This window comes from Streptomyces sp. NPDC091972 (assembly GCF_044756385.1).
GTDB lineage: Bacteria > Actinomycetota > Actinomycetes > Streptomycetales > Streptomycetaceae > Streptomyces.
In genome coordinates this window covers 165,848-180,822 of record NZ_JBIVSV010000007.1, presented here as the reverse complement: position 1 = coordinate 180,822, position 14,975 = coordinate 165,848, and the positions used below count along the sequence as shown (strand labels likewise).

Annotated in this window: 11 protein-coding genes; 3 read left to right on the top strand and 8 right to left on the bottom strand. The window is 71.7% G+C overall.

Annotated elements, in window-relative coordinates:
- Window positions 1-73 precede the first annotated feature (73 nt).
- The gene (locus ACIQJT_RS22270) at window positions 74-1,153 is read right to left on the bottom strand and encodes a helix-turn-helix transcriptional regulator (protein WP_402646002.1); all 1,080 of its coding nucleotides are present in this window, start codon (window positions 1,151-1,153) and stop codon (window positions 74-76) included.
- A gap of 1 nt (window position 1,154) precedes the next feature.
- Entirely contained in the window at window positions 1,155-2,177 is a 1,023-nt protein-coding gene (locus ACIQJT_RS22265; protein ID WP_365461701.1) for a DUF4097 family beta strand repeat-containing protein, read from the bottom strand.
- A gap of 146 nt (window positions 2,178-2,323) precedes the next feature.
- On the opposite strand from ACIQJT_RS22265, the gene ACIQJT_RS22260 reads away from it, so the two are divergent.
- Window positions 2,324-3,163 (top strand): hypothetical protein, encoded by an 840-nt coding sequence (locus ACIQJT_RS22260; protein ID WP_402645998.1) that lies wholly within the window; start codon window positions 2,324-2,326, stop codon window positions 3,161-3,163.
- A 225-nt stretch (window positions 3,164-3,388) separates the two neighbouring features.
- Here the strand turns inward: ACIQJT_RS22260 and ACIQJT_RS22255 are convergent, their stop codons facing one another.
- The 5 genes from ACIQJT_RS22255 to ACIQJT_RS22235 all read right to left on the bottom strand — a co-directional run bounded on the left by ACIQJT_RS22255 (window position 3,389) and on the right by ACIQJT_RS22235 (window position 10,424).
- Window positions 3,389-3,568 (bottom strand): DUF6104 family protein, encoded by a 180-nt coding sequence (locus ACIQJT_RS22255; RefSeq protein ID WP_003992906.1) that lies wholly within the window; start codon window positions 3,566-3,568, stop codon window positions 3,389-3,391.
- Between the two features lie 87 nt (window positions 3,569-3,655).
- Window positions 3,656-7,486, bottom strand: a complete 3,831-nt coding sequence (locus ACIQJT_RS22250; protein ID WP_402645995.1) for a multifunctional oxoglutarate decarboxylase/oxoglutarate dehydrogenase thiamine pyrophosphate-binding subunit/dihydrolipoyllysine-residue succinyltransferase subunit — start codon at window positions 7,484-7,486, stop codon at window positions 3,656-3,658.
- Between the two features lie 293 nt (window positions 7,487-7,779).
- Window positions 7,780-8,889 carry an ATP-binding protein gene (locus tag ACIQJT_RS22245; RefSeq protein WP_365461707.1) on the bottom strand — a complete coding sequence of 370 codons (1,110 nt, stop codon included), beginning with the start codon at window positions 8,887-8,889 and terminating at the stop codon, window positions 7,780-7,782.
- Entirely contained in the window at window positions 8,886-9,623 is a 738-nt protein-coding gene (locus ACIQJT_RS22240) for a response regulator transcription factor (RefSeq protein ID WP_352390195.1), read from the bottom strand. Before ACIQJT_RS22240 ends, ACIQJT_RS22245 begins: the two co-directional genes overlap by 4 nt.
- Before the next feature lie 123 nt (window positions 9,624-9,746).
- A complete protein-coding gene (locus ACIQJT_RS22235; protein WP_365461709.1) occupies window positions 9,747-10,424 on the bottom strand; it encodes a spermidine synthase in 678 nt (225 codons plus the stop codon).
- Between the two features lie 139 nt (window positions 10,425-10,563).
- On the opposite strand from ACIQJT_RS22235, the gene ACIQJT_RS22230 reads away from it, so the two are divergent.
- Entirely contained in the window at window positions 10,564-11,385 is an 822-nt protein-coding gene (locus tag ACIQJT_RS22230) for a rhomboid-like protein (protein ID WP_402645989.1), read from the top strand.
- Between the two features lie 261 nt (window positions 11,386-11,646).
- Here the strand turns inward: ACIQJT_RS22230 and ACIQJT_RS22225 are convergent, their stop codons facing one another.
- Entirely contained in the window at window positions 11,647-12,306 is a 660-nt protein-coding gene (locus tag ACIQJT_RS22225) for a GNAT family N-acetyltransferase (RefSeq protein ID WP_402645987.1), read from the bottom strand.
- Window positions 12,307-12,485: 179 nt separating this feature from the next.
- On the opposite strand from ACIQJT_RS22225, the gene lon reads away from it, so the two are divergent.
- Window positions 12,486-14,900 (top strand): endopeptidase La, encoded by a 2,415-nt coding sequence (lon, locus tag ACIQJT_RS22220; RefSeq protein ID WP_365461715.1) that lies wholly within the window; start codon window positions 12,486-12,488, stop codon window positions 14,898-14,900.
- Window positions 14,901-14,975 lie beyond the last annotated feature (75 nt).

The following is a 14,975-nucleotide window of genomic DNA, read 5'->3' as shown; positions in this document are numbered from 1 at the left end:
GGTGGAGACCGTCCGCTCCGGCAGTACGGCCCGGCCGGAAGGGCCGGGGCCGTCGTGCCGGAGTCCGGCGGGGTCACGCCTTCGGCGCTCGCAGGAGTGCTCCTATGTGGGCCGCCGCCGTCGACAGATGGCGGCGGGCGTCGCGCAACTGCTCGGCTGTGACGCCGTGGTCGCGGGCCGCGTCACGGATGTCGTCGCGGAAGCGGTCGAGCAGGCGGTCCAGGTCGCGGGCCGGGTCCCCGGTGGGGTCCTCGTGGGCCCAGGAGGGTTCGTATTCGGCGGGGAAGTCCTGCGGGGTGTGGGAGTACTGGGGGCCGGACGGGGTGCCCTCGGCCTTCTCGGACCTCGCGCCGCCCCGGCCGAAGCCGAAGTCCTTCCCGAACCCCTTGCCGTAGTCCTTGCCGAACTCACCGAACTCCTTGGCCAGTTCGGTCAGGCCCTCACGCACCCCCGTCGGCCAGTCGCCGCGCGCGAAGTGGTCCTGCACCTGCTCCTGCACCCGCCGGGCGATCCGCTGCACCTCCTCCTGGGCCTGCTCCCGGGCCCGGTCCTGGGCCTCCTTGGCCTGGCGGCGGGCGCGCTGGGCCTCCTCGCGGGCACGGCGGCTCTCGTCCTTGGCGCGCCGGGCCTGCTCCTTCCACTCCTGCTTGACGCGGCGCATCTCCTCCTTGGCGGCGCGCCACGCCTCCTTGTCGGCGTACTCGGTGAAGTCCCCGAACGGGGCCTCGTGCTCGCCGGCGCTCTTGGCGCCGCTGCCGGAGCCGCGGCGGGCCTCGGTGGCGGCCGCCCGCATCTCGCGCCGCAGATCGCCGGCCGCGCCCCGCACATCGGCCCGGATCTCGGCGGCGAGCTCCGCGACCGACTCGCGGATCTCCAGCTCCAGGTCGGCCAGTTCCCCGCTGCGGTCGGCCAGCTCAGCGCGGCCCGCGTCGGTGATGGCGTACACCTTGCGGCCGCCCTCGGTGGTGTGGGTGACCAGGCCCTCCGCCTCCAGCTTGGCCAGCCGGGGGTAGACGGTGCCCGCCGAGGGGGCGTACAGGCCCTGGAAGCGCTCCTCCAGGAGGCGGATCACCTCGTAGCCGTGGCGCGGGGCCTCGTCCAGCAGCTTCAACAGGTACAGGCGGAGGCGGCCGTGGGCGAAGACGGGGGGCATGTCAGAGCACCTTCTTGTCGGTCGTGCCGTCGGCCGGGCCGCGGGTCGGATCGTCCGTGGGGCCGTCCGTCCGGTGGGGGCCGTCGGCCGGGCCGGAAACGGAATTGTCCCCCGGGACGCCGTCCACGCCGTCCACCGGGTCGGCGGTGTCGGCCGGTCCGGTGCCCGGGGCACCGTCCTTCACGAAGGGGTCCGTCTCCCACGGCTCCTCCTCGTCCTCCCGCGGCGGGCGGCCCAGCAGGGCGATGGAGCCGGAGACGGTGGTCGCGCGGAGCTTGCCGGTACCGGCGCCGAGACGGCCCGTGACCTTGTGGGCGCCCCACTGGCCGCGCACCCGCAGGCCCTCGAAGGCGTTGGAGATCGTCCCGCTCGCGGTGTTGGCCTCCACCTCCGCGTCCGCGGGCTGCGGGAGCCGGATGGCGATCTCCCCCGAGACACTGGTCAGCCGGACGTCGGTGGGGCCCTCCGGGTCGAGGTCGACGATCATCGAGCCGCTGACCGAGTCGGCCCGCACGGAGGGGCCCGAGCCCTCCACGACGGTGAGGTCCCCCGAGACCGAGTTGAAGCGCAGGTCGCCGGTGACGGCCTGGGCCTCCAGGTTCCCCGAGACGGTGTCGGCGCGGACGGGCCCGGAGAGGCCGACGAGGGTGGTGTCGCCGTTGACCCCCTTCACCACGGACGGGCCGCGCAGGCCCGACACGACGGCCGCGGCACTGACCACCCCCACCTCGACGCGGGTGTCGGCCGGAACGGCCAGCGAGACGACCGCGCTGCGCCGCCAGCCCTTGCGGTCGAGCCACTTGAGGAAGCCCTTCCAGGGCAGGTCCTCGTAGGCCACCGTGAGGGTTCCGCGCTCCTGGGTGACGACCAGGGGCGGCCCCTCGATCTCGGACACCTCCAGGCGCGCGGAACCTTCCTCGGTGCCCACGACGTTCACCGTGCCGTTGACGATGCGTACATGGAGTTCGTGCACGGGCTCGTCGAAGGTGAGCTTCCTGGGCTCCGTGACGGACCACTCGGACATGGTGCAGACCTCCCCGTAGCAACGCGCCATATCGCGTCTCCTGCAATTCACGATATATCGTGGTGGTCGAAAGTCAAGGCACTCTTTCCGGGGAGGCGGGTGTCGAAAATATGACCAACCCGTACGGATCGACCTAGCGTGTGACCATGTCGACGGAAGCCACCTCCCGTGCCGGCCGCACCGCCCCGGCCCCCGGCGGTCTGCTGCTCTGCCGTGCCGCACCCGACTCCGTCGCCCCCGCCGCCCGGCTGCTGCGCGAGCGGATGCTGCTCACGCGCGCGGGGCAGGGGTGGAGCGTCCTCGTGCCGGAAGGCGGGCCGTGGCTGCGCGGTGAGGACCCGGTGGACCGCGTCATGACGGGCTGGGCCACCGCCCTGGCCGTCGGCGCTCCCTGGCCCGTCCTCGCACTGTGGTGGGACGCCGACCGCGGCGGCTACACCCTCGCGTCCGGCTTCCGCCGGCCCGTCGGCTACGTCTGGCTCGCCAACGGCACCCCGGCCGGCGAGGACGAGGCCATGCGCACCTTCGCGGCCCGCCTGGGCCTCGACCCGGTCCTGGACGTCCAGTCCCTGGACCGGCTCACCGCACCGGATCCCGTCGCCGACGCCCGCGGCCGGCTGCGCGGCCTGCTCGCGGTCCTCACGCGCGTGGGCCTGGATCTCCCCGTCGGCCTAGCCCCCGGCGAACCGGCCGACCGTCTCCGCGAGGTCGCCCGGGACCGGCCGGACGCCCGCCCCGTCGAGGGGGAGGAGCGGCCGGACACCGTCCGCGGCGAACTCGAGGCGGTCGCGGCCCGCCGCCTCACGCCCTGGCTCCCCTGGTCCGGCGACCCGAAGGCCCGCGCCCTGGCCCAGATGGCCGCGGGCCTCCCGCTGGCCGCCTGGGGCCTGCGGCACCGCAGCGGCGGCTGGCTCACGGCGGGAACCCTGCTGCTGGCGCACGGCGCGCTCGGGCTGTCGTACGACATGACCCATCCGCGCGACTGACTAGGCAGCGCAAGACAAAGAGCGCCCCGAGGATCGTCCCGTACCTCACCTTGGCAGGGGCGTCGGCCGGTGTGTACGGCACCGCAGCGGTGGCCGGCTCACGGCTGGGGCCCTGCTGCCGGCGCACAGGGTGCTCGGGCCGGCGTACGGGCTGAGGCGCCCGCGCGGATGGCCTGGGGCGCAAGACAAAGGGCGCCCCGAAGGGCGCCCCGTACCGCTTCGGTTCTACTCGTCGTCCTCGTCGTCCAGCCGGGCCAGCCACGTGGCCAGTCGCTCCACCGGCACCTCGAAGTCGGGATTGAGGTCGACGAACGTCCGCAACTGCTCGGCGAGCCACTCGAAGGTGACCTCCTCCTCGCCGCGCCGCTTCTCCAGTTCCTCGATGCCACGGTCCGTGAAGTACATGCCGTCAAGGATAAGTGGGCCGAAACGGCCGGGCCGCACCCCTCCGGAGAGGGATGCGGCCCGGTCACACACTGCCCGCGAGGCGGGTTACGCCTCGAACACCTCGCGCACGAGCTGCTCCTGCTCGGCCTGGTGCCGCTTCGCGGAGCCCACCGCCGGAGACGACGAGTGCGGGCGGGAGATCCGCCGCAGCCGCTCCCCGTGCGGGACGTCCGCGCCGACCGCCAGGTCCAGGTGGTCGATCAGGTTGAGGGCGATGAAGGGCCACGCGCCCTGGTTCGCCGGCTCCTCCTGCGCCCACAGGTACTTCTCGGCGTTCGGGTACTTGGCGATCTCCGCCTGGAGCTCGGCACCCGGCAGCGGGTACAGGCGCTCGATACGGATGATCGCCGTGTCCGTGATGCCGCGCTTCTGACGCTCGGCCTCCAGGTCGTAGTACAGCTTGCCCGCCACGAAGACGACCTTGCGGACCGCGGAGGCCTCCACGGAGGTGTCGCCGATGACCGGGCGGAACTGACCCGAGGTGAACTCCTCCGTCTTCGACGCGGCGGCCTTGAGGCGCAGCATCGACTTCGGGGTGAAGACCACCAGCGGCTTGTGGTGCGGGTTGTGCACCTGCCACCGCAGGAGGTGGAAGTAGTTCGACGGCAGGGTCGGCATCGCGACCGTCATGTTGTTCTGGGCGCAGAGCTGGAGGAACCGCTCGACACGGGCCGAGGAGTGGTCCGGGCCCTGGCCCTCGTAGCCGTGGGGGAGCAGGAGCGTGACCCCGCTCGTCTGGCCCCACTTCTGCTCGGCCGCCGAGATGTACTCGTCGACCACCGTCTGCGCGCCGTTGACGAAGTCGCCGAACTGCGCCTCCCACATCACGAGCGCGTCGGGGCGGGCCAGCGAGTAGCCGTACTCGAAGCCCATGACCGCGTACTCGGACAGCAGGGAGTTGTAGACGTTGTAGCGGGCCTGGTCCTCGTTGAGGTACTGGAGCGGGGTGTGCTCCTCGCCCGTCTCGCGGTCGATGAGGACCGCGTGCCGCTGGCCGAAGGTGCCGCGCTGGGAGTCCTGGCCGGACAGCCGGACCGGGGTGCCCTCCAGCAGCAGGGAGCCGACGGCCAGCGTCTCGCCCATGCCCCAGTCGATGGTGCCGTCCTCGACCATCGCCGCCCGGCGCTGGAGCTGCGGCAGCAGACGCGGGTGGACGTGGAAGGTGTCGGGGATGTTGACCTGGGACTCGGCGATCCGCTTCACCGTCTCCGCGGAGATCGCGGTGTTCACGGCGACCGGGAACTCGGCCTGCGGGTCGGAGACGGGACCGGCGGCCGGCTGGGCCGTGACGGCCTCGCGGACCTCGGTGAAGACCTTCTCCAGCTGGCCCTGGTAGTCCTGGAGCGCCTGCTCGGCCTCTTCCAGGGTGATGTCGCCGCGACCGATGAGGGACTCGGTGTACAGCTTGCGCACCGAGCGCTTCTTGTCGATCAGGTCGTACATCAGCGGCTGGGTGAAGGCCGGGTTGTCCGACTCGTTGTGACCGCGGCGGCGGTAGCAGATGAGGTCGATCACCACGTCCTTGTTGAACGCCTGGCGGAACTCGAAGGCGAGCCGCGCGACGCGGACCACGGCCTCCGGGTCGTCGCCGTTCACGTGGAAGATCGGGGCCTCGATCATGCGGGCCACGTCCGTGGCGTACATGGAGGAACGCGAGGACTCCGGGGCGGCCGTGAAGCCGACCTGGTTGTTGATGACGATGTGGACCGTGCCGCCGGTGCGGTAGCCGCGCAGCTGCGACATGTTCAGGGTCTCGGCCACCACGCCCTGGCCCGCGAAGGCCGCGTCACCGTGCAGGGCGACCGGCAGGACCGTGAAGTCCGTGCCGCCCTTGTTGATGATGTCCTGCTTGGCGCGGACGATGCCCTCGATGACCGGGTCGACCGTCTCAAGGTGGGAGGGGTTCGCGGCCAGCGAGACCTTGATCTGCTCGCCGTCGAGGCCGGTGAAGGTGCCCTCGGCGCCCAGGTGGTACTTGACGTCGCCGGAGCCGTGCATCGACTTCGGGTCGAGGTTGCCCTCGAACTCGCGGAAGATCTGCGCGTACGACTTGCCGACGATGTTCGCCAGGACGTTCAGGCGGCCGCGGTGGGCCATGCCGATGACGACCTCGTCCAGGCGGGACTCGGCGGCCGAGTCGAGGACCGCGTCGAGCAGCGGGATGACGGACTCGCCGCCCTCCAGGGAGAACCGCTTCTGGCCGACGTACTTCGTCTGCAGGAAGGTCTCGAACGCCTCCGCGGCGTTCAGCCGGCGCAGGATGCGCAGCTGTTCCTCGCGCTCCGGCTTGGTGTGCGGGCGCTCGATGCGGTCCTGGATCCACTTGCGCTGCTTGGGGTCCTGGATGTGCATGAACTCGATGCCGGTGGTGCGGCAGTACGAGTCGCGCAGCACGCCGAGGATGTCGCGCAGCTTCATCAGGGACTTGCCGGAGAAGCCGCCGACGGCGAACTCGCGCTCCAGGTCCCACAGGGTGAGGCCGTGCTCGGTGATGTCCAGGTCGGGGTGCTTGCGCTGGCGGTACTCCAGCGGGTCGGTGTCGGCCATGACGTGGCCGCGGACCCGGTAGGAGTGGATCAGCTCGAAGACGCGCGCGGCCTTCGTGACGTCGTCGTCGTGCGAGGCGTCGATGTCCTTGAGCCAGCGGACCGGCTCGTAGGGGATGCGCAGCGCCTCGAAGATCTCGTCGTAGAAGCCGTTCTCGCCGAGCAGGAGGTTCGCGACGATCCGCAGGAACTCGCCGGAGGCGGCGCCCTGGATGACCCGGTGGTCGTAGGTCGACGTGAGCGTCATGACCTTCGAGATGCCGAGCTTGTTCAGGGTGTCCTGGGAGGTGCCCTGGAACTCCGCCGGGTAGTCCATGGAGCCGACGCCCATGATGACCGACTGGCCGGGCATCAGACGCGGCACGGAGTGGACGGTGCCGAGGCCGCCCGGGTTGGTCAGGGAGACCGTGACGCCCGAGAAGTCGTCCATCGTCAGCTTGCCGTCACGGGCGCGGCGGACGATGTCCTCGTAGGCCTGCCAGAACTCGAAGAAGTTCAGCGTCTCGGCCTTCTTGATGCCCGCGACGACGAGCTGGCGGTCGCCGTTGGGCTTCACCAGGTCGATGGCGAGGCCGAAGTTGACGTGCGGCGGCTTGACGAGGGTGGGCTTCCCGTCCTTCTCCGCGTAGTGCCAGTTCATCGACGGCATGGCCTTGATGGCCTGCACCATCGCGTACCCGATGAGGTGCGTGAAGGAGATCTTCCCGCCGCGGGCGCGCTTGAGGTGGTTGTTGATGACGATGCGGTTGTCGAAGAGCAGCTTCACCGGGACCGCGCGCACGGACGTGGCCGTGGGCAGCTCCAGGGAGGCGTTCATGTTCTTCGCGACCGCGGCGGCGGGGCCGCGCAGGGTCACCAGCTCCGGGCCCTCCGCGGAGGCACCCTCGGCGGCCGGCTTCGCGGCGGGCTTGGCGGCGGCCGGCTTGGCGGCCGGAGCGGCCTGCGCCGGAGCGGCCTGCGCCGGGGCGGCCGGGGCGGCGGCCTTGGCCGGGGCCGGAGCCGCGGCGGCCGGCTTCGCGGCCGGAGCAGCGGCCGGGGCCGGGGCGGGAGCCTGGGCCGGGGCGCTGGGAGCCGGGGCGGCAGAGGCGGCGGTGGTGGTCTCCGCGGCCCCCGCGGCCGCGGTACCCGCCGCGGCCGGAGCGGCAGCCCCCGACTTGTAGTCGGCGAAGAAGTCCCACCAGGCACGGTCTACCGAATTCGGGTCCTGGAGGTACTGCTGATAGATCTCGTCGACGAGCCACTCGTTCGGGCCGAACGCGGCAGCGGGGTTCTTGCCCGCTTGGTCTGCGTCGGTCGAGATGCTCGAGTTACTGGGGGACTGTGGCGACACGGCGGCAACCGCCCTCTTCCGCTTCTCACAAGGTGATGGACAGCGGGAATAAAGGCTACGCCCCCGAGAGCGGGAAGGTCAGGTCGGGCCGGTCCATCGTCGTGTAAGTCACATCGAAGAGCGAGTTTCGCGGGCGGAAATGGCGGGAAACAAGCGTGGTTCCGGTGTGTGAAGCCGTCGCAGGCAAGCGCGTGGCGGGGCCCTGCGCGACTGCGGCGCGGCCCTCTGCCTGATCACACGTGTCCGTCAGCGCGGACAGAGGTGGATCTTGTGGCTCCGCTTCGAACTTTACGTCAACTTGGCACAGATGTGAGTCCCGGAAGGGTGACAAGAATTCTGCAACCCCGCTCGGATTCGGCCACTCCGATCCGGCCGCCGTGCAGATCCACCGCCCAGCGGGCGATCGCCAGCCCGAGCCCGGTGCCGCCGTCGCTGCCCGGACCGTGCGGCCGCATGACCTGACCGCGGTTGAAGCGCTCGAAGACGCGGTGCCACTCCGACCGCGGGATGCCGGGTCCCTCGTCGAGGACCTCCAGCTCGAGCGACTCGGGCTGCGCCCCGCGCCGCGCCTTGACCGTCACCCGCCCGTGGGCCGGGCTGTGCTTGACCGCGTTGTCGATCAGATTGGCCACGACCTGGTGGATGCGCTCGGGATCGGCGTGCGCGGTCAGCTCCGGCGGGGACACGTCGAGGTGCAGGTGGACGTCCGTGCGCGTGTGGCTGCCGGATCCGGAGGCGATGCCCCCGCGCGCCGAGGCGACCATGTTGGCCTCCTTCAGCACGCCCGAGAGGTACGGCCACACCTCGAAGCGGCGCTTCTTCAGCGGGACGACGCCGTTGTCGAGGCGGGACAGGTCCAGCAGCGTCTCCACCAGCCGGCCGAGCCGCTCGGTCTGCTTCAGGGCCGTGCGCATGGTCTCCGGGTCGGCCTGGGTGACCCCGTCGACGATGTTCTCCAGCACGGCGCGCAGGCCCGCGATGGGCGTGCGCAGCTCGTGGGAGACATTCGCCACAAGTTCCTTGCGCTGGCGTTCCTGGGCCTCCAGGTCGTCCGCCATGCGGTTGATCGTCTGGGCCAGGTCGCCGAGCTCGTCCCGGCGGTTCTCGCGGACCCGGCGGGTGTAGTCGCCGTGCGAGATGGACCGGGCGACCGCGTTCATGTCGTCCAGGGGCGCGGTGAGCGAATGCGCCACGAACTGCGTGATCAGGAGGGTGGCGATCATCGAGAAGACCGTGATGAAGCGCAGCTCGGTCGCCGTGCGCATCGCGATCATCATCAGCCCGGTGGTGATGAGGACCGCGATGACGACGAGGGCGCCCAGCTTGGTCTTGATCGAGAACGGACTCACGCCGCCCCAGGGTTCCCTGGGGCCTCCTCTCCGGCCGGCCGGACCCTCGCTCATGGCGTCGGCGTCTCCAGGGCGTAACCCACGCCGTGCACCGTGCGGATCCGCTCGGCGCCGATCTTCCGGCGCAGCGCCTTGATGTGGCTGTCGACCGTACGGGTGCCGGAGGCGTCCGCCCAGTCCCACACCTCGGCGAGCAGCTGCTCACGGGAGAGCACCGCGCGCGGGGTGTTCGCCAGGCACACGAGCAGGTCGAACTCGGTGGGGGTGAGGTGGACGTCCTCGCTCCGCACCCGGACCCGGCGCTGCGCGTGGTCGATCTCCAGCTCGCCGAGCCGGAGGATGCCGCTCCGGGGCGTCGTGGCGGCCAGCGCGGCCCGCTCGACGCGCCGCAGCAGGACGTGGACGCGCGCGGCCAGCTCACGCATCGAGAAGGGCTTGGTCATGTAGTCGTCGGCGCCGACGCCGAGACCGACCAGCATGTCGGTCTCGTCGTCACGGGCCGTCAGCATGAGCACCGGCACCGGGCGGGCGGCCTGCACACGGCGGCAGACCTCCAGACCGTCGAATCCGGGCAGCATGATGTCGAGGATCAGCAGGTCCGGCTGCCAGGCCTCGGCCGTGTCGACCGCCGACGGACCGTCGACCGCCGTTTGCACGAGGAATCCCTCGGCGCGCAGGCGGGTCGCGATGGCGTCGACGATCGTCGGATCGTCCTCGACGACCAGGACCCGGCGCTGAGCGCCCGGGGTAGCCGTCGAACCGTTGTGGGAGGTGTGTGTCTGCTCCATCGCCCGCCCCTGGGGAGTGCTTTCCGGAACCATGTGGGGTGATTCCTTGTCTGCGCATGACTGCGATTGACGCTTGAATGATCGGCGTAGGGAAGCAGAGTACGGGGAGGCGTCACACCTTTGCTATCCAGGTCGGACGGCGAGATGGACGACGTCGGGTACGCCCCGGGCAACCGGGATCTCCTCGGTACGTACCTGTTGGAACCCGGCATTTGCTAGGGATCCCTCAAATTCCGCAGAGGGTTTCGCCGACCACACGGCCAGTACCCCGCCCGGCTTCAACGCCCTTGCGCAGCTTGTGAGTCCGGTGTGCGCGTACAGGTCGTGGTTGCCGTCCGTGACCGTCCAGTCGGGGCCGTTGTCGATGTCGAGACACAGCGCGTCGAAAGTGGCGCATGTCTCATTGACGAATCCGACTAGATCCGTTTCCAGAATGTTCGTCCGGGGATCGGCGAGCGCCTTCGCGGAGAGTGCCGAGAGCGGGCCGGTGCGGTGCCAGTCGATGATCGCCGGCTCCCGCTCCACGACCGTGATCCGGCCCCAACGCGGGTTCGCGGACGCGTGTGCGAGCGAGAAGCCGACCCCCAGTCCGCCGATGAGGACGTGCGGATCGGGCCGGTCGTCGAGCGCGGCGAGCGCCGCGTCGACCAGCATCCGCTCCGAGCGGCCGTCGGAGGTGTCCATCAGGAAGCAGCCGTTGGCGATGATCTGGAGCAACTCGCCGTGCCGCCGCAGGACTACCTCTCCGTACGGGCCCTCGCGACGGTCCAGGACTTCGGGGATGTCGTACGAGGTGGGCATCGGCCCATCCTGGCAGGTCCGGCGGCCGGACCGGGACTGCTTGAGAAGTCCCTGTGAATCGGGGCCGGGGTGGCGCGGGTCACAGACAGGGGACGGGTGGGGCGCGAAGGGTGGGGTGCGACGGAAGGAGCAGCCCACCTTGGAACGGACCGTGCCGCCAGCCCCTTCCGGCGCGCCCGCCCCGGAAGCGCCCGCGGGGGCAGGGCTGCTCGACGCGATGCCCCGGCAGCGGGAACGGGCCGGGACGGGTGCCGCGGTACCGGCGACACCTACGGCAACCGCCGCTCCGGGCAAGCGACTTCACGTCCCCCGGTTCCGGCGGCTGCTCCCCACCCCCGCCGGGACGCCGTTCACCTTCGGCTACGGCGCCGTCCTGGCCGTCGTCTCCCTGGTCGCCGCGCATCTGGACCCGGTCCTCGTGCACACCCTGCACCAGGGCTCCAGCACCGATGTCGTCCACCTCGCCCGGATGCCCGTACTGGTGCTGGTGGCCAGCGCGTCGTGGATCGCGGGCGGGATCCTCTCGCCGTACGCCCTCGCCCTGCTGTTCGTCCTCACCGCGCTGGAGCGGCGGATCGGCGGCGTGCGCACGGCCGGTGTCTTCCTGCTCGGGCACGCCGGGGCGACCCTCGCCACGGAGGTGCCCATCGGCCTCGCGGTCCTGGTCGGGCATCTGCCCGCCAGTTCGCTGCACCGCCTCGACTACGGCGTCAGCTTCGGCGTGGCCGCGTGCGTCGGCGCCCTGGCGGGGCTGCTCGGGCCGTGGCTGCGCTGGCCGTTGCTCGCCCTCTTCGGCTGGCTGCTGGTGACCGCCCTGATCGCGTTCACCGACCCACTGACCGACTGGGGTCACCCGATCGCCCTGGTGATCGGTGTCGCGACCTGGCCGCTGGTGCGGCGCGGGGATCGGGCCGGGCGGTTTCCCCCGGCCGGGCAGCGGCGGTGTCCAGAGGGCCGGTGAGCCCGTCCGAACGGCGTGGTCGTGGTCGGTCGCGTGAGCCGGGCCGGCGCGGGGCGGCTGGTGGCCGGGTCGTGGCCCGCGGTCACCGGGACGTCGGCGTCCGAGACCCGGCAGGCCGCCGGGAAGACCCGGCGCCGGCCGGGCGTTGTCCGCCCTGCGGCCGGCGGAGACCACCGGGGAACCGGGGCGATCACCGGCGCAGCGTGACAGAGCCCCTGCCGGGGTGCCTGGCGGCTTCGCGCGGTGAACCGTGACGGACGCTCACCCGGTGCCCCGGCCCACGAACTTGGCACTGGTGAGCGGAGCCTGCACATGCCAGCCCAGAGACTCGTACAGGGCCCGTCCCGCCGGTGTTCCGGCGAGGACGCCGGCCCGCGCCCCCGCGGCGGCCGCCGCGCCCTGGAGGGTGCGCATGACGACGCTGCCCAGGCCCCGGCGCCGGTGCGCGGGCGCGGTCTCGATCTGGTCGAAGACGGCGGTGGCGCCGGTCGGGGCGGTCTGGCCGCGCGCGGCCAGGGAGCCGTCGGGGGCGGCGAGGAGCACGCGCGTGACGCCGCCGGCGGACCAGACGCGCTTCCGGTAGCCGTCGGGGGTGTGCCCGTCTCCGCCCGCGGCTCCGGCCAGCGGGACCGTCATGAGGTACCCCGGTTCCGGGTCCACCCACCAGCCCTCGCCGAGCCAGCCCCGGACGACCTCCGGGTCCTGGAACACCTTGAGCCAGACCCCGGCGCCCGTCACCCCGTCCGCCACCTTGCGGACCAGCCGCTCGTCCACGTCGGCGCCCAGCGCCTCGAAGACGTGCCGCGAGACCTGCGCGAGCTGTCCCACGTCGACGGTGAACCCCCAGGGCTCCCGCTCGGGCGGGGCGGCCCCCCGGGACACGACCCAGCCGGTCACCCACGCCTGCACGACTCCGTCCACGACATCCCCCAGTAATGACCGGTGACCGTATGTGCCTATTACGCCTCGACCCTAGGTCCGGACGTGCCGATTCCGGCAGTCGTGATCGCCGACAGCGAACAGGCAAGCGGGTGGGGAACATTCGACGGCTCATGGGCATTGAGTCGGCATAGCTCAACTTGACTGCCGAAGGGGAGATCATGGCTTCGACGTCCACACCGCTCACTCTGCCTGTGCTGCCGCTCGACGACGAGGTCGTGCTGCCCGGAATGGTGGTGCCGCTGGACCTGAACGACACCGACGTCCGCGCCGCGGTCGAGGCCGCCCAGGCCGCGGCCCGCTCGGAACCCGGAAAGCCGAAGGTCCTCCTGGTGCCACGGATCGACGGCACCTACGCGAGCACGGGTGTGCTCGGCACCGTCGAGCAGGTCGGCCGGCTGGCCGACGGCGACCCGGGCGCGCTCATCCGCGGCCGGAGCAGGGTGAGGATCGGTGCGGGGACCACCGGCCCGGGCGCCGCCCTGTGGGTCGAGGGGACCACGGTCGACCAGACCGTCCCCGACCCGCTGCCCGGTCACGTCGGCGAACTGGTCAAGGAGTACAAGGCACTCGCCACCGCCTGGCTGCGCAAGCGCGGAGCCTGGCAGGTCGTGGACCGGGTGCAGGCCATCGACGACGTGTCCGCGCTCGCCGACAACTCCGGTTACTCGCCGTTCCTGACCACCGAGCAGAAGGTCGAACTGCTGGAGACCGCCGACCCGGTCGCCCGCCTCAAGCTCGCCACCCAGCAGCTCCGCGACCACCTCGCCGAGCAGGACGTGGCAGAGACCATCGCCAAGGACGTCCAGGAGGGCGTCGACAAGCAGCAGCGGGAGTTCCTGCTGCGCCGTCAGCTGGAAGCCGTACGCAAGGAACTGCGCGAGCTCAACGGCGAGCAGGAGGGCGAGGAGTCCGACGACTACCGCGCCCGCGTGGAGGCCGCCGACCTGCCCGAGAAGGTGCGGGAGGCCGCCCTCAAGGAGGTCGACAAGCTGGAGCGGTCCTCCGACCAGTCGCCCGAGGGCTCCTGGATCCGCACCTGGCTGGACACGGTTCTCGAACTGCCGTGGAACGAGCGGACCGAGGACGCCTACGACATCCAGGGCGCCAAGGCGGTCCTGGACGCCGAGCACGCGGGCCTGGAGGACGTGAAGGAGCGGATCACCGAGTACCTGGCGGTGCGCAAGCGCCGCAACGACCGGGGCCTGGGCGTCGTCGGCGGCCGGCGCGGCGGTGCCGTGCTCGCCCTCGTGGGCCCTCCCGGCGTCGGCAAGACCTCCCTCGGCGAGTCGGTCGCGCACGCCATGGGCCGCAAGTTCGTCCGCGTCGCGCTCGGCGGTGTGCGGGACGAGGCGGAGATCCGCGGCCACCGGCGGACGTACGTCGGCGCGCTGCCCGGCCGGATCGTACGGGCCATCAAGGAGGCCGGTTCGATGAACCCGGTCGTCCTGCTCGACGAGATCGACAAGGTGGGCTCCGACTTCCGCGGCGACCCCGCGGCCGCCCTCCTGGAGGTCCTGGACCCGGCGCAGAACCACACCTTCCGCGACCACTACCTGGAGGTCGAACTAGACCTGTCCGACGTGGTGTTCCTCGCCACGGCGAACGTCCTGGAGGCCATCCCGGAGGCCCTGCTCGACCGTATGGAACTGGTCCGCCTCGACGGCTACACCGAGGACGAGAAGATCGTCATCGCCCGTGACCACCTGCTCCCGCGCCAGCTGGAGCGGGCGGGGCTCGCGAAGGACGAGGTCGTCATCGACGAGAGCGCGCTGCGCAAGCTCGCCGGCGAGTACACCCGCGAGGCGGGCGTGCGCACCCTGGAGCGGTCCGTCGCGAGGCTGCTGCGCAAGGTGGCGGCCCAGCACGAACTCGGCGAGCGGGAGCTGCCGTTCACCATCACGGACGCGGACCTGCGCGGTCTGATCGGCCGGCCGCACCACGTGCCCGAGTCGGCCCAGGACCCCGCGGAGCGCCGTACGGCGGTCCCGGGTGTGGCCACCGGGCTCGCGGTCACCGGAGCCGGCGGGGACGTCCTCTACGTGGAGGCGTCGCTGGCCGACCCGGAGACGGGCGCGGCGGGTCTGACGCTGACCGGCCAGCTGGGTGACGTGATGAAGGAGAGCGCGCAGATCGCCCTGAGCTTCCTGCGCTCGCACGGCGCGGAGCTCGAACTGCCGGTCGGAGACCTCAAGGACCGGGGTGTGCACATCCACTTCCCGGCGGGCGCGGTCCCCAAGGACGGCCCGAGCGCGGGCGTCACCATGACGACGGCGCTGGCCTCGCTGCTCTCCGGCCGGCTGGTCCGCACGGACGTGGCCATGACCGGTGAGGTGTCGCTGACCGGCCGGGTCCTGCCCATCGGCGGCGTGAAGCAGAAGCTGCTCGCCGCGCACCGCGCCGGGGTGACGACCGTGATCATCCCCAAGCGCAACGAGGCCGACCTGGACGACGTCCCGGCGGAGGTGCTGGACAAGCTCGACGTCCACGCCGTCACCGACGTCCGCCAGGTCCTGGAGCTGGCGCTGGCCCCGGCCACCAACGGGGCGGCGCCGGAGGTTCCGGTGGCGGCGTGACGGGCGCTGCCGGATGAGGTGAAGGCCCGGGTTCTCGTGAGGGAGGCCCGGGCCTTCGCCGTACGCCGGGGCGGG